This is a genomic window from Pseudoalteromonas luteoviolacea CPMOR-1, assembly GCF_001625685.1.
GTDB classification, from domain to species: domain Bacteria; phylum Pseudomonadota; class Gammaproteobacteria; order Enterobacterales; family Alteromonadaceae; genus Pseudoalteromonas; species Pseudoalteromonas luteoviolacea_K.
Genome location: NZ_AUYC01000021.1, coordinates 159,070 through 179,068 on the forward strand (window position 1 = coordinate 159,070; position 19,999 = coordinate 179,068).

The following is a 19,999-nucleotide window of genomic DNA, read 5'->3' on the forward strand; positions in this document are numbered from 1 at the left end:
TCTACTCCGATAAAAAAGCAGATAACGAGTATCTGCTTTAGGGTAATTTTATTTAGTTAGAGCACAAAAGACTCTATCAATGCTTACAGGCAATAACGTGCAAACAAACTGCTCACAGTGGCAGCCGTTGGTTTACCATGCTGCCAATCGCCGCCTTCGACACCGCTACCTGCAATATCCATATGTACATACGGTAAAGGTAGCTCAGAATCACAGCCATGTTTATCCAAGCCACCCACAATTGCCAAAAACGCCATTGGGAACTGGTGACCACGCGCTGTTACTGCCGATGGCGCATTGTTACTTGAAAGCACATCATCCGCCAGTGTGCGAGGCTGGACAAAATCATAATCTTCACGGCGGCTACGCGATACTTCTGCGCAATCAGCCCAAATGTCGCCTTGATCAGCAATTTGACGAGAAACCGCATTGGCTCTTGCTGGGCCATTTTCTACAAACGCGCTGTATGGACCCATTGCACGTGCCGCATGACCAGTCAACGTCGCAACAGTGAATAATTCAGGATTGATTTCAGACTTAGCTAAGTCTTTCATTTCACTTAATAGGTCACCCATTGCTAATCGGCCTTCTGCGTCGGTATTACCAATGCGCACGCGCACGCCTTCACGAGTTTCAATGATTTCATCTGGTACAAAGCAGTCAGAGCCAATTGAATTTCGTACCACAGCTAAGTATGCGATCACTTTAACGCCCTTAGGCTGATACTCAGCGACTGATTTCATGAAACCCGCCACTGAAGCTGCACCACCTTTGTCGCGGCTCATTCCTGCCATAAAGCCGCCTACTTTCAGGTCTGCACCACCCGTGTCATAAACAAGGCCTTTACCGACAAACATCAAGGTACGCTCAATATCACCTTCAGGTACGTATTCCATCTTAACTACACGTGGGTGATGGCGCTCAACGGCATACGATGCACGCGCCACAGTGCCAAGCATTGGGTAGTCTTTATCAATGGCATTGATGTCTGAGATCACCTCAACTTTGACTGAAGTGTTTTCAAATAATGAGACACAGTAGTCAGCAAAACGAGGCGGGGCCATGCGCTCTGGCTCAGTACCGCATAAATCGCGTGCTGCATACTGACCCGCTGCAATTGCGTTGATCTGTGCGCAAGTCGCCTCATCAGCACCAACGAGGAAAATACTTTCAACAGGCTCTATCTGCTCACCACGATATTCACGGGCTTCAAGCGGTTGCCAAAGTGTTTGACAAGCGCCTAAAAAAGCAACCTGTAGCGCATTTTGGTAACGCGTATCACTTGGTACACCCGCTAAAACGATCACAGGTTTCACAGCACCTGAGGCTTTTGCTTGCGCGATGCCAGCTTGGCCGGCAGCAAAAAAGCGGCGAACGTCATCATAATCACGATTAAGCGGACCTGTTGGCGCGATGATTAAACGTTGCCCTGGCACCTGAGGTGCTAACAAAACATTCGCTTGAGTGGCCAAACGCGCGTCAACGGCTATATACGGTGCGGCTATGTCATTAAGCTGCTGATCGCCTAAGTCGTTTACATCAGATGTGATGACAATTACCGCGTCAGCGTCGCTTTGCTGCCAATTCGATACTGGCAATGAGAGAGGAAAAGACATAAAAATGGCCCTTGTTCTTGTAATTTAAGGGCCAATTATCGGTTATTTAAACTCAAGAGCCAAGTTAGCTACTCGATTCTTCACTGTCCGGAGCAGCTTCCGCTGTACTTTTGAGTTTACTGACGACGCTCCATGCTTCTAACATAACTAGAACACTCACCACTAACACCACAATATCTAGACCGACCAGTAGCCAATTACCTTTTTCGTAGTACTCACCCAACTTAATAAGACCAGCAAAAAAAGCCATTAAAATAACGAATATCATAGGGATAAGGGTAAATTTTGCAGGCCTGCCAAGCTTGATTAAATACACAGAAATCACTAATAAGGTCAAACTTGCTAAGATCTGATTGGTAGAGCCAAATAAGGGCCAAATGATCATGCCACCGCTTCCTGAAGCCCCACCGGCTCCAAACGCAAGCAGTAAACAACACCCTACTGCAACCAAAGTAGCAATAATGCCATTTTTCAAAATAGGGAGTTTATAAATATCCCCCCACTCTTGAATTATATAGCGTTGTAAACGCACCCCTGAGTCCATCGTTGTGCCTGCAAACAACACCACCATCACCGCCAGTAAGGTAGAAGCTATCTCAGCAGACAACCCCCAGCCTGTGCTTATTAAGTTTGACCCACCTTGAATAAACGCACCCACAGAGCCTGCGCCTAAATGACTATATATCTCATGCCACTCTTCTGGAGAAACCGCCAACATAACACCACTGACCGCCACCAGCGTGATCAGTGCCAAGGAGCCTTCACCAATTGCACCTAGATATCCAACAAACCGTCCATCGGTTTCTTTATTGAGCTGCTTTGAACTTGTACCAGAGGATACAATGCCATGAAAGCCAGAGACCGCACCACATGCAATCGTGACAAATAGGAGTGGGATAATACTTGGTGTATCTATTGCGGTTTGCGTGTTAAAAGCAGGTGCTGTGATATCCGGCATAACAACAAATACCGCACCATATAAAAGAACAAGACCAACGAGTAACTGCATCCCATTGATGAAATCGCGAGGCTGAAGCAACATCCAAACTGGCAACAATGAAGCAACCGCTGCATAGACAAATAAAATCAATATCCAGCTTGCTTTATCTGTTAGCCCAAACACATCACTTGGCAGCGCAATTGGCATCCCACTCCCCGCATAAATCGTTGCATACAGCACGACAACACCGACCAAACAGAGTGGAATTAAAGGCACTTTACGCTTTAACAACTGGCCGATGATAAGCGCCACCACGATGGCAGCCCAAGCTGGGAAAACCGCATTCGGGTTGGCTACAAATGAGTTTGCAATAACCACACCAAATACTGCATTAACCATCAGCAACACCAAAAACACCACTATCATAAAGAGTGAACGAGTGCGCTTGCCAATGACGGACTCAGACAACGCTCCCATCGACTTGCCTTTATGCCGGGCGCTGGCCCATAGTGCGCCCATATCATGCACACCGGCAAAAAAGATAGTACCAAACACCACCCATAAAACAGCAGGCACCCAACCCCAGTAAACGGCAATGGCGGGACCGACAATGGGGGCTGCCCCCGCTACAGATGTAAAATGATGCCCCCAAAGCACCACTTTATTCGTGGGAACGTAATCGACACCGTCATTAAATTCGTGGGCAGGTGTGACGAAATTATCGTCCATCTTAAAGATCTTCGTTGCGATAAACTTGGAGTATACAAACCAGCCAAACAGCATCCCCAAGATACCAAACAATACTATCATGATAGATTGCATGGGTTGTCCTCTGTGTTATTGTTGTATTAACACCACTTTAACACGGAAAATTGCAATTTCAGTTATATTTTAGTCGCACCAATGCCCTACAGTAGAAGTAAAGTTCTGATACTTAATTAAACAAACCCATTTGGATCTGATTGCTCGGCGCATCGCCCAGTCCAATTTGTACACCGACTAACCGAACAGGCTTATTACCATGACGAGCAATAGCTTGCTCTAAAAGTGTGCACAGAATGTCTTGATCAATATGGCTACACTGGCATTCTTTCGTGGTTTGAGAGAAGTCATAAAACTTCACTTTTACACCCAGCTTAGTAAAAGCGCGCTCAGCTTGGTAACCTGTACTTCGACGAGTCAGTTCAGGCACGAGCTTGTCACATAAAATTGCCTTCAATTGACTTAAATCTTTAATATCTTTTTCGAATGTGGTTTCTACTCCGACGGATTTGCGCACGCGCTCCGTCTCAACACCTCGTTCATCAATTCCCTGACAACGACGCCACAAAACCCGACCAAATTTACCAAACCGATGCGCCATTTCATCTAGACTTAAGCCTTTCACATCTTGACCATGCACTAAGCCACACGCCAACAGTTTTTCATGTGTTACTTTGCCGACACCTGGAATTTTACGCAGTGGTAACTTATCAATAAAGTCATCGACATGATCTGGGGTGATCACACATTGTCCATTCGGTTTGTTCTCATCACTGGCTATTTTTGCTAAAAACTTAATCGGTGCAATACCTGCTGATGCAGTAAGTCCAGTCTCATTAAAAATATCTTTTCGGATCTGCTGGGCAATTAACGTGGCGCTGCCGTGGCATTCATCACAATCAGTCACATCGAGATAAGCTTCATCCAATGATAAAGGCTCTATCAAATGCGTATATCGCGAAAAAATAGCACGAATTTGTTGGGAAACTTCTTTATAAACCTGCATACGCCCAGGCACAATCACAAGCTGAGGACAGAGTTGCTTGGCCTTATAATTAGACATGGCTGAACGCACACCGTATTGGCGTGCAATGTAATTCGAGGTTGAGAGTACACCTCGGTGGCTTCTACCCCCGATTGCCATTGGTACATTAGCCAATGAAGGATCGTCACGCATTTCTACCGCTGCATAAAAGCAATCCATATCGATATGAATGAACTTTTTCATGAACGCCCCAAAACACTGTTTACTTATACAGTATGCTGGCAGTTTTCTTACCATTTGTCTATCGCTTTATTGAAGGTGATTGATCAATTTGCCGTTTTAAATCTGGAGCAGACTCTGACGCATAGCAATACATAATAAACGCATACAGTGCAATATTCTGACACAGTAAAACAAAATAAATAAAATAGTCCCTAAAATAGAGCTTGATATAAGGGATGTCTATTAGCCAATACTTGTAACAAAGCACCTCAATCCAAGTGATAAAGTTCACAGCTGTAGTCAAGGCCAAGAGCTTCAACAAATAAATTTCATACTTAGTCTGCCCTTTACGTTTTGCAACCGTTAAAAAGAACCTACTGTGAGTTCGTTGATATAAAAACAATGTGATGTCGCGCCTAAAAAGTATCGGCAACATATATACAAGGCACATAAAGGCTTCAAAGATATAGAAATGCGTATTCCAGAGTTTAGTCATTTGATAGAAAGTAAGATCAATAAGCTCAAGCAAGAGGTAACTGATAACCAACCACCGTGCAAATGGGTTACTCCAACCAATAAATAAACCAAAAAAAAGAATAACGAGCCCTAATTTATCAATTACTACCAAAATAATATTATGATCCACTTCCCGATAAACCTAACAATCGTCTACTTGTAAGAACTTAGGTACAATAATTTATTAATTAGGTATATTCAATTACCTGTTTACAACAAGAATGCAACGACTAACTTTAATAACTCTGTGTAAACAAACTTCTGCAGAATAAGTAGAAATGCTCTACACTGCTGTAAGTGAACTTGTGTATATCTTATTACTTTATTTAGCTGATTAAACCCGTTCAATTTTGCAAGGAGTATCTATGAAGTACAGCCAATTAGGCCACTCACCACTTAAGGTTTCGCGTGTTTGTTTGGGCAGTATGACTTGGGGTCTGCAAAACAATCAGCATGATGCTGACGAACAAATAAATTACGCGTTAAGTCAAGGTATTAATTTTATCGATACTGCTGAAATGTATGCTGTTCCTCCTTCTCCAGATACCTATGGAAAAACCGAAAAAATCATCGGCGACTGGATCAAACGTCATGAAGAGAAAAGGCACGAAATCGTGCTAGCAACTAAAATTGCAGGCGCAGGCTTAAACTGGGTTCGAGGCGGTAAACCAATTAACAAACAAGCCGTGATAGAATCTGTCGAGCAATCTCTTAAACGCCTACAAACTGACTATATCGATGTCTATCAATTGCATTGGCCAAATAGAACATCACCTCACTTTGGCAAGCATTGGCATGGTATGTTGGACCTCCATGCTGTAAGCAAAGCACAGCAGCTAGAAGAAATGAGTGATATCCTCGAAGGTTTAAAAATATGTTTAGACCAAGGTAAGATCCGCCATTGGGGACTGTCCAATGAAACACCTTGGGGCATCCATACCTATCTCAGTTTATGTGAGCAGCATAATATTGAGAAGCCTGTATCTATTCAAAATGAGTTTAATTTACTGCACGAAAAAGATTGGCCCTATCTGCTAGAAAACTGTGTCAATGAAGATATCGCCTACCTGCCTTGGTCACCCTTAGCTGGTGGGTTATTATCTGGGAAATATTTAGGCGGCGCTCGGCCTGAAGGTAGTCGCTGGACACTCATGCAGCGCCATGGCCTCTTCAGAGACACGCAGTATTCACAACAAGCAACAGCCGCATATCAAGAAGTCGCACATGAACACCACCTCTCTACCGCACAACTGGCGTTGGCATGGTGTGATCAAGTTGATGGGGTAACGTCTACAATTATTGGGGCGACGTCTATGACCCAATTAAAAGAAAATATCACTGCCTTTGATAAGCCACTGCCCCCAGAAGCGTTGGCAGAAATCGATACCATACTGAAAACTTACCCTGTGCCTTTCTAAGCGAAAGGCCTTCATTCCATGAGGATGTAAATGTGGTACACTGCCTATTTGCATTCTCAACCAATACAATTATTTATGAAGCAACTCAATATCGAACCTGCTAAGCCATTGTCAGGTAGTCACTTTATCAGACATACTGCGCGCGCAATCGTGACACGACAACAAGACATCTTACTGCTCTATACCGCAAGATATGATGACTATACACTTCCGGGCGGTGGTGTAGATGAAGGGGAAGAGATAGAAGTTGCCCTAGAAAGAGAGCTGTTGGAAGAGACAGGTGCAAAATCCATCACACACATCAAGCCATTTGGCATTTATGAAGAGTTCCAGCGTTGGCACAAACCTGAGTTCGATAATGTACATATTATTTCACACTGTTTTGAAGTAGAGATTTGCGGTACGTTCACAGCTCCTCAAATGGAGTCCTATGAACAAGCCAATGGCATGCGTCCTGTTTGGGTAAACATTCAAAAAGCCATCGCACATAACCGTGACACGCTGGCCAATAGTGATAAAAAAGGACAATCTATTCAACGAGAATTAACCATTTTAAAGACCGTTGCAACAGAGATTATGGGGTTGAACTGTGACTAAGTAGTCAAGTCTCAAAATAAGCGTACTGAGCCCATTTACCCGAATAAATATAAATAGTAGCAGGACGAAATGCATAGTCCTGTTGCACAACAATCCATGTACTAAACACACCGACTAGCGCCTCCTAATCTGGTGCAAAAAAGTCAATCGGTTGATACATCAACAAAACAACCGATACCCCAGCCTCCACCTCACTAATACCTTAATAATACGACTCAAACACATGGGCACCGTTTAGGTATGCATGTAATATAAATGTAACAAAAAGTACATATTACGTTGCGATGTAAAAGTGGTTAGACAAATTATCTCAATAAATTTCTTCACAGATTGGTAATTTTAAAATTCTGTTCTAAGTTTTGTGATGGGAGTATCGAAGCTAAGGAGTAGACTATGACCATCCGTCACACTTTCATTTTACTTTCTTCTCTAGTCATGATCGCACTGTTCTGCATGGTGGGCGTTTTGTGGTACGAAACAAGCCATATAGCCAATTTGGGACAGCGCCTGGCGACCAGCAAAGAAATTAGCAATGATCTGTTGATGCTCAGACGTCATGAAAAAGACTTTTTACTTCGCAAACAACAAAAATATATCGACAAGTTTGATACACGCATCAAACTCATGAGGCAAAACATATCACAATTAAGCGCCGAGCTTCCCACAGATCTGCAACAGGCGCTGATTGTTGCCGAAAAAGACTTAAGTAACTATGAGTTAAATTTACGTAATTTAGTTGCGCTGGACAAAAAAATTGGCTTAACCCCCAATCAAGGGTTGCGCGGAGAGTTCAACCAGGCAGAAATTGCATTGCATGAGTCACTCACCAATATTGGCGATATTACCGCTATGAGTAAAGCACTGAGGCTGGTGCTCCTTGAAAATGATTTCCAGACCAATTTAGACATGTCGACTAAAAATGAAGTGACAGAGCAGCTCGCGGTCATGAAAGTCTATTTCAATGACCAATTTAGTGGCGGACAAAATGATCTCACCCAATTTGAGAGTACCGCACGTGCACTCACAAATGCACTCGTAGAACGAGGGTTAGATGCCAGCTCAGGCTTAAGAGGCGAGCTAAGAAGCAGCATCCATAAAGTTGAAGGGACCGTCAACCAACTTTCCACAGATATAGACCAAGGGATCCAGCATGAACTTATTCATGCCAAAAACCAAGGCATGATACTCGCAGGGATACTGACTGTGATCATTGCCGGCTTACTCCTTTGGAAAGGTGCCCACATTGTGCAGAGGCTCAAAATTGCCAACGCCAATATGGCGACGATAAGTCATGGTGAAGGTGACTTGACTCACCATATTGAGCTAACTGGCCGTGATGAGGTCACCGAGTTTGCAGGTTCCGTTAATCAATTTATAGATACAACCGCGGATATCGTTCGAGAGATAAAGCATACAGGGGAAACCGTAGAGAGCGGAGCTCATCAGTCCGTGGAAGTGACGAAACGTTCACAGCAAGCCATTGAAGAGCAAAAAAATAATACACACGCCGTTAAAGTGGCTGTGAGTGAATTAGTCCAAGCGGTGTCATTAATTGCCGAGAACAGTGTCGCTGTGCAAAATAATGTCAACGAAGCAGATGAAAATATGGCACGTGGTTCTGAGATCATGCACAAAGCCCATCACAATATGTCTGAGTTGACAGGGCATATCAATGAAAACAGTCAACTGATGCAACAGCTGTCCTCAGCCAGCAGTGAGATTGAGAGTGTAACGTCTGTTATACGGGGTATTACTGAGCAAACTAACTTACTTGCACTCAATGCCGCTATCGAAGCCGCCCGCGCCGGAGAAAGCGGCAGAGGGTTCGCCGTGGTTGCAGATGAAGTGCGTACGCTGGCTAAACGCACTCAGAACTCCACCGTTGAGATAGAACGAATGATCCATGGCCTTCAGAGCTTAGTTCATGACTCAGAGCAAGCAATGCAAACCAGCTTGTCGCTAAGTGAGCAGATGTACGAAGGGATCACAGATGCACAACAAAGTATGGATGATAACAAACAAGCCATGGACAAAATCCGCGATATGGTTATTCAAATCGCAGGAGCAACTGAAGAGCAAATGGCAACAGTACAAGGGGTGGAAAATGCTGCAGCCAATATTTCAGTATCGGCAGAGCAGCTCTATGTCGACTCCTGCCAAAACTGTAAAAACTGCGAAGCGCTTGAGTTTGATGCACATAAAATGCAAGAAGATGTCTCTCGATTTAAAGTCTAAACATACGACCCTATTTATCATCGGGCACTTTTGTATTGTCAAAAAGTGCCTGTGAGATCAAAGTTATTCTCTAATCTGCTCAAAATCCAATGTAAACATGTTACAGTCATGTGCAAGCAGCTAGCTTGATATAAGTAACCAAAGGAGTAGGCATGAGTGTTAAACGTATAGGTCAGTTTTTTAACCCCCAATCTGTCGCGGTCATCGGTGCCTCTAACAATCCGAATCGAGCTGGCAATGTCGTGATGAGAAACTTACTACAAGGCGGTTTCAAAGGCCCCATTATGCCTGTCACACCCAAATATACTGCTGTTAATGGCGTATTAGCCTACCAAGATATTGAACACTTACCCTGCACCCCAGATCTGGCCATTATATGTACCAATAAAAAGACACTTTGTCAGCTTATACAAGAACTCGGGTCACTCGGCTGCAAGCACGCAATTGTCGTTGCAGCAGGATTAAATAATGCGGAGAAACAAGCACTCAATCAATGTGCACAACAAGCGGAAGTCACTTTGTTAGGGAGCAATAGTTTAGGGCTTATTTTGCCGCATATAGGCCTCAATGCAAGCTTTTCACACACCATTGCAAAACCTGGTAAATTAGCGTTTTTGTCGCAATCCGCTGCAGTATGTTCCACGATATTAGACTGGGCACAAAATAAGCACATAGGATTTTCACACTTTGTTTCTGTCGGTGATTGTCTAGACATCGACTTTGACGAGCTGCTCGATTATTTAGCTCGAGATAGCAAAACATCCGCCATCTTACTCTATATCGATAACATTAAAGATGTCAGGCGATTTATATCCGCAGCCCGCGCTGCGGCGTTTAGTAAACCGGTGATCGCCATAAAAACAGGCCGAACAGTTGCAGGTGCTCGTGCTGCATACCACCATACTGGTGGTAAAACATCCGATGATGCCGTTTATGATGCGATGTTTCAGCGTGCTGGTATGCTGAGAGTGAATGATTTAAGAGAATTATTTGCTGCAACGCAAACTTTGGCACTGCACCCAAAGCTTCTCAAAGTAGAGCACCTGACTATTCTAACCAATGGAGGGGGTCCGGGCATTATGGCCGTAGATACACTCTTAATGCGCTCGGGCAAGCTCGCGCAATTGAGTGATAAAACCATTGCCGCGTTAAATGACATCGTTCCGCAATCGTCACAAACCGACAATCCGGTAGACATCTTTGGGGACTCATCACCCGAACGATATCAGCGAGCTTTAGAGGTGCTATTAAAAGCCGATGAAGTTAAAAACCTGCTCATCATCCATACTCCTTCAGCGCTGGCACCGAGCTCAGCTTATGCCAAAATCATTGCTCAGACATTGGATAAAATTCCTAAAATGGCACGACCTTTCGTCATGACCAATTTTATGGGTGAAGAAGCCGCACGATCAGCACGAGACATTTGCGTGCTGAGCAATATCCCAACCTATAGAACGCCTGAGGGTGCTGTCAGTGCATTTATGCACTTAATTACTTATCGTCGTAACCAAAAGCATTTAACTCAGACACCTGAGTCTATCATTCAAGATGAATTAATAAACAGCAGTGCAGCAAAACAGCAAATCGGCACCTTTTTACGTGCGGGGCATAAATACCTATCGACCCACTCTGCCAGCCAGATCCTTGCATGTTATGGTATAGACTGTATTAAAACTGAAGTCGCACTCACTCCCAGTGAAGCCAAGGAACAGGCAGAAGCAATTGGCTTTCCTGTTGCATTAAAATTAATCAGTGCCGCCATCCCGTCAAAATCAGAAGTCGGTGGTGTCGTGCTCAACCTTAATGATGGAAATGAAGTTGAGCAAACGGCTTTTTCTATGTTACTGCGAATTAAAAAGTCCTACCCAGAGGCAGAAATAGAAGGGTTTTCTCTACAAAAAATGGCTTCTCGAGCAGGCACTCAAGAATTGCGTATTGCAATTAAAACGGAGCCCGATGTTGGACCTGTCATTTTATTAGGTGAAGCCGGTACTGGATTAAACTTTTCCCAAGCCGCCGTAGCCTTACCACCTCTAAACATGAACTTAGCCAAGTATTTAATTGCCGCAGCCCATGACAAGGGCGTGTTAAAAGAACGTACACTGCCTGATAAGGTAGATAAATATCGTCTATGTGCACTCCTTACGCGAGTTTCTCAAATGGTTATCGAGCAACCCGATATACATAGCCTAGAGCTTAACCCTATTCTAGCAAGCTCTGGACAATTCTTAGTGTTAGATGCTCAAATTGGTCTGTCTCCATACCAGCCTAAAGCGCACCGTAAACGTTTGGCCATTAAGCCCTACCCAAAAGAACTGGAACGCGCAATCACACTCAAAAACGGCCAACAAGTGACTTTAAGACCAATTAGACCTGAAGATGAGCGAAATCATCAAGAGTTTGACCAATCACTCACCAAAGAAGATCGGTATAAGCGCTTCTTTGGTCAACTTCCCCAGTTCACGCATGATCAATTAGCCAAAATGACGCAAATTGATTACGATCGTGAAATGGCATTTATTATCAGTGAACGCCATAAAAGCGCATACCGAACATTAGGGGTTTCACGCGTACTAATGGACCCAGATAATATACAGGCAGAATTTTCGGTCGTTGTCCGATCAGACTCTCAAGGCTTGGGGCTAGGAAAAATCTTAATGAGTGCAGCGATTGATTACTGCCGAGAAAAAGGAGTGAATACCATTGAAGGCATTACCTTATTTGAAAACACAGGCATGATAAATCTAGCGAAACATCTAGGCTTTGATGTAAAACGAGATTTCGAAGAAGGGGCTGCCATTATGACCATGCCACTTCAAAATACGCATTGATAGCACGTATATTATGAGCTTAACGCTAAGACAAAAAGCAGCCGCCATTTTAGAAGGCAGCGGTAAATATCGAAAAGTAGCACACAGTTTAGATATCTTTTTAATTGCTTTAATTGTGTTTAATGTCGTTGCGATTGTTTTAGAATCTGTTCCGGCATTAACACAGCAGTACTATCAGACCTTTTTTTATATTGAAGTCATCTCCGTAGGCATATTTTGTATTGAGTATTTGCTTCGCCTTTGGTGTTGTGTTGATAAGCTTAATTTTAAAGACAAATCTAAAAGCAACTTCTACATTCGCTTAAAGTACATTCGCTCCCCACTCGCTGTTATCGATTTAATAGCCATTTTACCTACGCTGCTGATGGTATTTTTTACATTCGACCTGAGATTTTTGCGCGTAGTGCGTCTGATGCGCATCTTTAAGCTCACCCGATACTCACGAGCAATGCAACTTCTGTTAGCCGCCTTTAAAGAAGAAGCTAGCTCATTGATGGCTGCTTTTTTTATTATGTCTTTGGTCTTAATCGTTGCATCTTGTGGCATTTATCTTATTGAGCATGATGTGCAACCGGATAAATTTGGTTCTATTCCTGCTGCTATGTGGTGGGCCATGGCCACTTTAACAACCGTCGGTTATGGCGATGTTGTGCCAATCACTCCGCTCGGGCGGTTTTTTGGAGGTGTGATCACATTGCTCAGCATGGGTATGGTAGCAATCCCAACTGGCTTATTGGCATCCAGCTTTGCAGATCAACTGCGCAAACGTAGAGATGCATTTCATGAAGCAGTGCATCACGCTTTGGTCGATGGCGAGTTGGATGAGAACGAAGCTGAGCATCTTGAAACACTTAGAATAGAGCTTGGTCTAAGTGCTACAGAGGCCAATCAAGCGATTAAGTTGATGACCTCTGAACGAGCACAAAGCCTTTATTGCCGACACTGCGGGGAAAAGCTCTAGCTTTTAAACATATCTTCCCAAGTGTTGGCCATCAGATGAGCGATCATATCACCTGGTAAAGGTGGACTAAACAAATAGCCTTGAAAACGCTCACAACCAAGCATGCGTAAAAACCTCAGCTGTTCTATATTTTCCACGCCCTGAGCGATACATAACTTGCCTAAACTATGTGCTAATGACAATGTTGAATGAATAATACTTTCATGGTCTTTATTTTTACCAATATCAACGATGAAACCTTCATCTATTTTCAATGTTGTCACCGGGAATTGCGTCAGATACATCAAAGAAGAATACCCAGTCCCAAAGTCATCCATGAACACACGGCAACCCAACGAACTCAAAGCGTTCATTCGCGCAATAGACTCAGTCACATTGTGCATCATCACGGACTCTGATATTTCAAATACAAGACAACTCGCGGGTAAGTTAGTTTTTTTCAGTGTCGACTGTATACCTTCTACTAGACCTTCAAAATGCAAGACATGCGCAGACAGATTCACTGAAATATATAAGTCAGGCCAAGTTAAATGCCATACTTTCAGTTCTATTAACGCCCGTTCAATTGTTTGCAAAACGACTTCGATGCCAAGTCCCGTTTTTTCAGCTGCTTTTGCAAATTCATTCGCGCTAACAAGTGGATCATCTGGCCACTTCAGAATCACTTCAAACCCTTCAATATGCTCTTGAGTGGCATTTAATATTGGCTGATAGTAATTATACAGCAGCTCTTCGTTATACACAGCTGTGAGGCGACGCTCAATCTCAATATTGCGTTTTACCTGTTGGTTAATATCGTGATGGTAAAACTGGTAATGGCTCTTTGTACTTTTCTTAGCGTGGCTGAGTGCAATTTGTGCAGCTTGATTTAGCTCAAACGCATCGCTTGCATCATCCGGATACAGTGAAATACCCACATGGACATCAACATACACATCTTGTTCATGTACTCGCATACCATCTTCAAAACGTGCGATTAAACAATGGATATATCGAGTCACAGCATCCACATTTTCGAGGTGTTCCATCAAGATATAAAAATCTCGCTCTTGACCAACGGCCAAGCTATCAACTTCTCTGAAACAACACTGCAATGTCTTGGCCCCTTGACGAATGACAGCTAAGACAAAATCATCACCAAAAGTATCTGCCAGCCGCTGTAAACGGCCAAACTTAATTGCCAAAATAGCCAAGGATTGTTCATTTTGTTCGCATTGTTCAATACCATGCTGCACTCTATCCATAAACAGCACTTTATTTGGTAACTTGGTCAATGCGTCATAATTGGCGAGTTGGTAAAGCTCTTTCTCGGTGCGCTTTTGCTTGCTGATGTCGGTCAACACAATGATATAGTTTTGCCCGTGCGTCGCCGTCACTTTAACCAACACGTGTCTCACTTCACCGCTAGGTAAGCGCAGAACCTCTTCCGCACTGTGATACTCCCCTTCTGCTAACTTACTCATAGTACGAAGATAATGCATTCGAACGTGGCGCTCTAAACCCAAACTCACGCTGGTACTAGAGAGCGGATTCGCTTCAACGGCAAACGCATCCTGTAGTGCTTTGTTGCACGCCAAGATCCGAAAACGTCTATCAAATATCATAACCCAATCACGAGTTTGTTCGAACGCCTCACCAAACAGGGCGGCCCTTTCTTCGAAAACACGCTCTCTGGTCAAGTTTGTATAGGTGCCCGCTACCCGCATTGGTACAGCCTCTCGCCAAGCCATCACCTTGCCGTAATCTTTATACCATCGCCATTGACCCACTCTATTGCGTAGTCGATACGTGCAATCAATATATCCTTTTGCGGTGGAGACAAACTCCAACCACTCTATACGGAACAATGCTCGGTCTTGCGGATGGATCAGTTCTAAGTAGTCATCTAAATTAATGTACTCATTTTTATAGCCAAGCTCATTCACCAACCTTGGTTGATAAACTAAATTGGAACCAGACTGCCAATCCCAAACACCTGAATTGCTGCCTTCGAGAGCCATTTTAAGCCGCGTTTCACTATTTCGCGTCTCTTTGTGCGCTTCCATCAATAATTGTGCGACTTTATTTTTTCGATGAACCCAAAGCGCAAATAGCGCACTGGCTAAAACGAGATAACATGCCAAAGCTAAAGGCGAGCGCCAAATGGGGTATTTAACGCGAATATTAAGCTCTGCTGGCTGAGTATAATCCCCTGTCAGAGGATCTTTTGCCCATACTTTTAAGCGATAATGGCCTGGGTTAAGTTTTGGAAATACGACTCGATTACTATTACGACTCAGTATTCTCTGTTCACCTGAAAGTTGATATTCATAAACGATGCGCTCTTGCGCAGTAAATGCCATAGCAGAAAATGACACTTCTAAGCCAATATCGTCGTGATTAAGCTCTATTGAAGAGAATGATTTAAGTCCGGCAGGTTTAAGATCTCTAGACATTAAATCGACGTTTGTGATGTTGACACGAGTTAGTAACGGCCTGTTTGGCCTGTTAACCTCAGGGTCAAATATGGTGATCCCCTGCAATGACCCATAAGCAATATGGCCGTTTTCTAATTTGACAGACGACCCACTATTAAATTCATTGCTCATCAAACCATCATTAATGGTAAACCCTTGCAGGTGAAAGTTATCTGGATCCAACCGCCATATGCCCTGATGTGATGACATCCAGATCATGCCCGCGTTATCCTGCTGCATCTCATACAAGATAAAATTAGTAACGGACAAAGAGTCTGTAGGTAACGGCAAAGGGTTATACCCATCAGCAGTTAATCGTACTAACCCATGGGTCGCAAAAGACAACCACAGCACATTATTTTTATCTATGGTATAGCTAAGTAAATCTACCGCTGATTGCTTGTGTGCTTTGGGAACTTGGTAAATCTGCGTTAATTGCTGCTTTGGCCGATCATATCTAAACAAGCGGCCTTCACTGTAAAATACTGGCTGGGTGGGGTGGCTAGATAACGGCGGAAAAAAACCATAACTTAAAAACGGGTCAAACTGGTCGAAACTCGGGCCAAGCGGCTCTAAAATGCCATTATTCATATTAAATAAATAAAAACCTGAGTTACCATCAACAAAGTATAAAAAACCAGGCTCAACCAAAACGGCACCTTTGACAAACCCCGAAAGTATCTCGGTTGAATCTGGGTTTTGCGCTTGCGGCCGAGAAATTGTTTCAGTGACTGGGTCAAAAACGAACAAACCTCGGTTACTTATCAACCAAAGCCTATCTTGAAATGCAAATAGCTCAAATATTGAGTACTCCGGTAAAAAGCTCTCTCCCATATAACCTTGGAGTAATGGCTTTGCTTCACGAGTTTTTGGGTCGTATCGAGTTAATCCATCTCGAGTTGCAGCCCAGATATACCCTTGAAACTCAACAAGTCCCCACACCGCACCATGAGAGAATTCCCCTTCAATTGACTCATTTTGCACATTGTCAAAAATATGGTTATCCGGCGGTAGGTAAAATGCACCATCTGTGCGAGTAGCAGCCCACACCCCGCCATTATTATCCTCGTTTAAATGAATAATACTGCTGTCAGAAATGGAAAAACGACTGCTCAAAAGTCGTTTATCTGGTTCAACTTTACCCGTATGTGGTTCAAAGCGCATAAGCCCTTTGTCTGTACCAAGTAGCAAATAAGCTTGCTGCTTTAGCATATGCCAGATATTAAACTCTTCTAATAATGTTTTATAACTGGGCGTTGCATCAAAATTGGTTTGCAACTCACTAATATCAAGTTCATACAAACCCAACACCGCCCCAACTAACAGCGTCGAATCATTCAACAATAATAACGATTTAGTATTGTGTTGAAACGGGTGATCTGGATTGTCGATATGCTTAATCGGTTTAAGCCGTTTAGAAGGAATATGATACGCAAATAGATGCTCTGTCGTCGCGATGTAAAGTATGTCTTCAAATTGCAGGAGCGATCTGACTAAACTGCGATCGTTCATACCAGGTATCGAAATGACTTCTGTTATTTTCCCTGTCTCTTTATTTAATACAGACACATTTTTGGTACGACCCAACCACAGCTCGTTAGCATTTTTCTCCAGCATTTGAAAAACACTGTTTTGGATGTAATCCTGCTCTGATGAAGGGGCTTGAATATACTGTCGGTAAAGGTCTTTTTCGGGGTGATAACTAAACAACCCAGCACGGCCTGAGGCGATCCAGATTTTGCCTGCTGGGTCTTGGTAGATACGGTCAATCTGCATTTTATCAAGCGCTTTATTTGGGCCCATGACTTCAAGGACTTGATACCCATCATATCGATTTAAGCCCCCTTCCGTAGATAGCCAAAGATAGCCTTTTTTATCAAATAGCAGTGTATTGACATAGCTTTGTGATAGCCCTTCTGCAGGAGAAATACGGGAAACTTGTGCTGAACATAAAGCACTAAAGGCAAATATCACTAAAACAATAAGATACTTCATGCATTTACATCCCTTTGAAAACACATCGCTGTTATCTCTCGGCCTTGCTTCGTATAGTTTACGAACATATTCCGTAATTTTTCTGGCAACGCATCTTGGCTCACTTTTATAAAGTCGAGTTGCAAATACAAGGAAACAACATCTTGATAAGCAAAGGTATAAACAAGGTCTTCTGATTCGATGGCTGAGGCTAATAACTGCGTCGCAACCCCCCTCCCCCTATATTCAGGGTCGACAAAAACGGTAGATAGAAATACATCTTGTTCCACTTTTTGAACCCTGCACGCAGCAATCAGTTTCGTAAGTTTAACAACCCAAACTAGATCTTGCTTGGTCGCTCGGCCACGTACCCTGTTAGCCTGATAAAACTTATTAACTAATGGTGTTTGAATCGCAGGCAAACAAAAACAACTCAACTGCATAACTAAACTAACATAAGTCCCAAGTATTGCTCAAACTTAGCCTTTAACGTATCTCGCTCAGACAAGGGGCGGCTATTAATCGCATCATAAATCGCTTCTCGCGTATTTTTGCCACGCTTTATCTGATAAGCCCAAAAAGATGCTTCATACTCTAGTTGAACTTGATATTTTTCTGCTCTAGAAAGGTTACACAGGTTATAAGACATCGTACTGTACAATTATTGAAAATTATAAAAACAGTGTATCATATATGTACTCAGCAACGGCAGTATTGAATGATAAAGTTAAATATTACAGTGTATTTATTAATATTTTAAAATTGAGAAGACACGAGCTTCATTCACGATAAACTAGGAGGACTATGTGAGAAATATCAAAATATTATGGATTCTTTTATTGTCACACTGCTCTCTCGCCCAAGCAAAAACGCTGTATTTCAATCGTCCTGCCGACACTCCGCAAGCCAGATATGTCGTCGAGCTATTGAGCCTAGCATATAAAGATATCGGCCACAGCTTAGAGCTAATAGATTTCGATCAACAAACAGCGCTTATCGCTGCCAATGCTGGCGAACTTGATGGTCAACTCGGGCGGATTGCAGGTGTCACTGACAGCTATGCAAACCTCCTTTACGTTGACTTCCCCCTCTATTCATTCAACCTGCAACTCATTAGCCACTGCACCTCATGTTCATTTAACCAAATTGAGTCAATGGCCGTACAAAGTGGGTATCTCGTTGCTTATCAATATATGATGGACAATCGTTATAAAGGGGAACTTATCGAAGTAAAAAGTAGCGCCGCCCAACTCAATTTACTAATCCAGAAAAAAGTACAGGGTGCGCTAATCATTGATTTTCATTTGCGCAAGCACTTGCCTTACATGGATGTTGATACAATCAAAATTGAAGACCTAATGACCATAGACAGTTTTCATTATTTGCACCAGAAACACGCAGCTCTCATTCCTAAGTTAAAAGTTACATTAAAAAAACTGGAGCAAAAGGGCATAATTGAGGTGTTAAAGGCTAAATATCGAATTTAAACAAATCATTTTGTGATTGAACTCGTTCATCACTCGTTGCTGTGGTTTTTTGTGATTGCTGTTTGCTGGCCATTACGCGCTTTTTGCGACGCTGGCACAGATCTATCACCATTTTTTTTTGATGCTCTGTCAACTGGTTCCAACAAAAGCGTTCCTCTCGGCTGCGAAAACAGCCCTTGCAATAACCGCGATTGTTCACTTCACAGATCCCCTGACACGGACTTGGGATCGTAAATATCTCTATTTGTTCCATACTAAGGGTCAATGATCAAACCTGCACATAAAATGGCCACTTCAATCAAAATACTACCTAACTTGGCGTCTTAATGAAATACTAGTTGAAATATCGTAAAGTCGCTAAAGCTTATGAGTATGAAGAAAAGTAAAATAGAGTAACACCCATCTAGGCGCTGAAAAATACTGAGAAAATTAAACGAACAATAGATACAAAAAAGTCTAGCTAATGCTGAGCTTATCTGAACAATGTTAGACAGAATCGGACCACGGACACGAGGATTTTCAATACAATTCCAAATAATTTATAGCAAAAGGTGTCTGGAAAATATTTAGATGTTGGCGTTTTTGGCGTTTAGAAATGAAGTGGTGCCGACTATCCGAGTCGAACGGATGACCTACTGATTACAAGTCAGTTGCTCTACCAACTGAGCTAAGTCGGCACACTATAAGATTGGTGCCCAGAGGCGGAATCGAACCACCGACACGAGGATTTTCAATCCTCTGCTCTACCGACTGAGCTATCTGGGCAAATAAATTTTTAAGTATATTGAAGCTCCCCAAGGATTTTCAATACAATTCCAAATAGCTCTACCGAATGAGCTATCTGGGCAAATAAGATTTTATTTGTATTAAAACTCACTAAGGATTTTCAATACAATTCCAAAAAGCTCTACCGAATGAACTATCTGGAAAAATAAGATTTTTCAATGCATTAAACACATCGATTTACTGCTTAAAAATTAAATGGTGCCGACTATCCGA

The 19,999-nt window shown here is 42.9% G+C and carries 13 protein-coding genes and 2 tRNA genes; 6 read left to right on the forward strand and 9 right to left on the reverse strand.

What is annotated here, in order from left to right:
- Positions 1-83: 83 nt before the first annotated feature.
- From N473_RS08945 to dinB, 3 genes are all read right to left on the reverse strand, one after another.
- Positions 84-1,616: a M17 family metallopeptidase gene (locus N473_RS08945; RefSeq protein WP_063367602.1), complete on the reverse strand. Its 1,533-nt coding sequence runs from the start codon at positions 1,614-1,616 to the stop codon at positions 84-86.
- A gap of 64 nt (positions 1,617-1,680) precedes the next feature.
- Positions 1,681-3,378, reverse strand: a complete 1,698-nt coding sequence (locus N473_RS08950) for a carbon starvation protein A (RefSeq protein WP_063367603.1) — start codon at positions 3,376-3,378, stop codon at positions 1,681-1,683.
- Between the two features lie 112 nt (positions 3,379-3,490).
- Entirely contained in the window at positions 3,491-4,546 is a 1,056-nt protein-coding gene (dinB, locus tag N473_RS08955) for a DNA polymerase IV (protein WP_063367604.1), read from the reverse strand.
- Between the two features lie 860 nt (positions 4,547-5,406).
- On the opposite strand from dinB, the gene N473_RS08965 reads away from it, so the two are divergent.
- The 5 genes from N473_RS08965 (at position 5,407) to N473_RS08985 (ending at position 13,083) form a co-directional block, all read left to right on the forward strand.
- Positions 5,407-6,459 (forward strand): aldo/keto reductase, encoded by a 1,053-nt coding sequence (locus N473_RS08965; protein ID WP_063367605.1) that lies wholly within the window; start codon positions 5,407-5,409, stop codon positions 6,457-6,459.
- Positions 6,460-6,534: 75 nt separating this feature from the next.
- Positions 6,535-7,056: an NUDIX hydrolase gene (locus tag N473_RS08970; protein WP_063367620.1), complete on the forward strand. Its 522-nt coding sequence runs from the start codon at positions 6,535-6,537 to the stop codon at positions 7,054-7,056.
- 393 nt (positions 7,057-7,449) lie between these two features.
- Positions 7,450-9,291 carry a methyl-accepting chemotaxis protein gene (locus N473_RS08975; RefSeq protein WP_063367606.1) on the forward strand — a complete coding sequence of 614 codons (1,842 nt, stop codon included), beginning with the start codon at positions 7,450-7,452 and terminating at the stop codon, positions 9,289-9,291.
- Positions 9,292-9,443: 152 nt separating this feature from the next.
- Positions 9,444-12,122 (forward strand): bifunctional acetate--CoA ligase family protein/GNAT family N-acetyltransferase, encoded by a 2,679-nt coding sequence (locus N473_RS08980; RefSeq protein WP_063367607.1) that lies wholly within the window; start codon positions 9,444-9,446, stop codon positions 12,120-12,122.
- 13 nt (positions 12,123-12,135) lie between these two features.
- Positions 12,136-13,083 carry an ion transporter gene (locus N473_RS08985; RefSeq protein ID WP_063367608.1) on the forward strand — a complete coding sequence of 316 codons (948 nt, stop codon included), beginning with the start codon at positions 12,136-12,138 and terminating at the stop codon, positions 13,081-13,083.
- On the opposite strand, the gene N473_RS08990 is transcribed toward N473_RS08985, so the two are convergent.
- Genes N473_RS08990 through N473_RS09000 form a run of 3 tightly spaced genes read right to left on the reverse strand, consistent with a single transcriptional unit; the run spans position 13,080 to position 18,162 of the window.
- The gene (locus N473_RS08990; protein ID WP_196766382.1) at positions 13,080-17,534 is read right to left on the reverse strand and encodes an EAL domain-containing protein; all 4,455 of its coding nucleotides are present in this window, start codon (positions 17,532-17,534) and stop codon (positions 13,080-13,082) included. The two genes, N473_RS08985 and N473_RS08990, sit on opposite strands and share 4 nt — an antisense overlap.
- The gene (locus N473_RS08995) at positions 17,531-17,956 is read right to left on the reverse strand and encodes a GNAT family N-acetyltransferase (protein WP_063367609.1); all 426 of its coding nucleotides are present in this window, start codon (positions 17,954-17,956) and stop codon (positions 17,531-17,533) included. Before N473_RS08995 ends, N473_RS08990 begins: the two co-directional genes overlap by 4 nt.
- A 2-nt stretch (positions 17,957-17,958) precedes the next feature.
- Entirely contained in the window at positions 17,959-18,162 is a 204-nt protein-coding gene (locus tag N473_RS09000) for a DUF3283 family protein (RefSeq protein WP_023398497.1), read from the reverse strand.
- A gap of 157 nt (positions 18,163-18,319) precedes the next feature.
- Here N473_RS09000 and N473_RS09005 point away from each other — a divergent pair, with 157 nt between their 5' ends.
- Positions 18,320-19,000: a hypothetical protein gene (locus N473_RS09005; RefSeq protein ID WP_063367610.1), complete on the forward strand. Its 681-nt coding sequence runs from the start codon at positions 18,320-18,322 to the stop codon at positions 18,998-19,000.
- On the opposite strand, the gene N473_RS25815 is transcribed toward N473_RS09005, so the two are convergent.
- The 3 genes from N473_RS25815 to N473_RS09015 all read right to left on the reverse strand — a co-directional run bounded on the left by N473_RS25815 (position 18,984) and on the right by N473_RS09015 (position 19,765).
- Complete coding sequence (locus N473_RS25815) at positions 18,984-19,253, reverse strand: DUF1289 domain-containing protein (protein ID WP_081221036.1); 270 nt, start codon at positions 19,251-19,253, stop codon at positions 18,984-18,986. The genes N473_RS09005 and N473_RS25815 overlap by 17 nt on opposite strands.
- 348 nt (positions 19,254-19,601) lie before the next feature.
- Positions 19,602-19,677, reverse strand: a tRNA-Thr gene (locus N473_RS09010).
- Positions 19,678-19,689: 12 nt separating this feature from the next.
- A tRNA-Phe gene (locus tag N473_RS09015) sits at positions 19,690-19,765 on the reverse strand.
- Between the last annotated feature and the right edge of the window lie 234 nt (positions 19,766-19,999).

Excerpts from the sequence above, each read along its gene's own strand:
- N473_RS08990 (WP_196766382.1), bottom strand. The coding sequence starts at position 17,534 with ATGAAGTATCTTATTGTTTTAGTGATATTTGCCTTTAGTGCTTTATGT.
- N473_RS25815 (WP_081221036.1), bottom strand. The coding sequence starts at position 19,253 with ATGGAACAAATAGAGATATTTACGATCCCAAGTCCGTGTCAGGGGATC.
- N473_RS09000 (WP_023398497.1), bottom strand. The coding sequence starts at position 18,162 with ATGTCTTATAACCTGTGTAACCTTTCTAGAGCAGAAAAATATCAAGTT.
- dinB (WP_063367604.1), bottom strand. The coding sequence starts at position 4,546 with ATGAAAAAGTTCATTCATATCGATATGGATTGCTTTTATGCAGCGGTA.
- N473_RS08945 (WP_063367602.1), bottom strand. The coding sequence starts at position 1,616 with ATGTCTTTTCCTCTCTCATTGCCAGTATCGAATTGGCAGCAAAGCGAC.
- N473_RS08985 (WP_063367608.1), top strand. The coding sequence starts at position 12,136 with ATGAGCTTAACGCTAAGACAAAAAGCAGCCGCCATTTTAGAAGGCAGC.
- N473_RS08950 (WP_063367603.1), bottom strand. The coding sequence starts at position 3,378 with ATGCAATCTATCATGATAGTATTGTTTGGTATCTTGGGGATGCTGTTT.
- N473_RS08995 (WP_063367609.1), bottom strand. The coding sequence starts at position 17,956 with ATGCAGTTGAGTTGTTTTTGTTTGCCTGCGATTCAAACACCATTAGTT.
- N473_RS08970 (WP_063367620.1), top strand. The coding sequence starts at position 6,535 with ATGAAGCAACTCAATATCGAACCTGCTAAGCCATTGTCAGGTAGTCAC.
- N473_RS08975 (WP_063367606.1), top strand. The coding sequence starts at position 7,450 with ATGACCATCCGTCACACTTTCATTTTACTTTCTTCTCTAGTCATGATC.
- N473_RS08980 (WP_063367607.1), top strand. The coding sequence starts at position 9,444 with ATGAGTGTTAAACGTATAGGTCAGTTTTTTAACCCCCAATCTGTCGCG.
- N473_RS08965 (WP_063367605.1), top strand. The coding sequence starts at position 5,407 with ATGAAGTACAGCCAATTAGGCCACTCACCACTTAAGGTTTCGCGTGTT.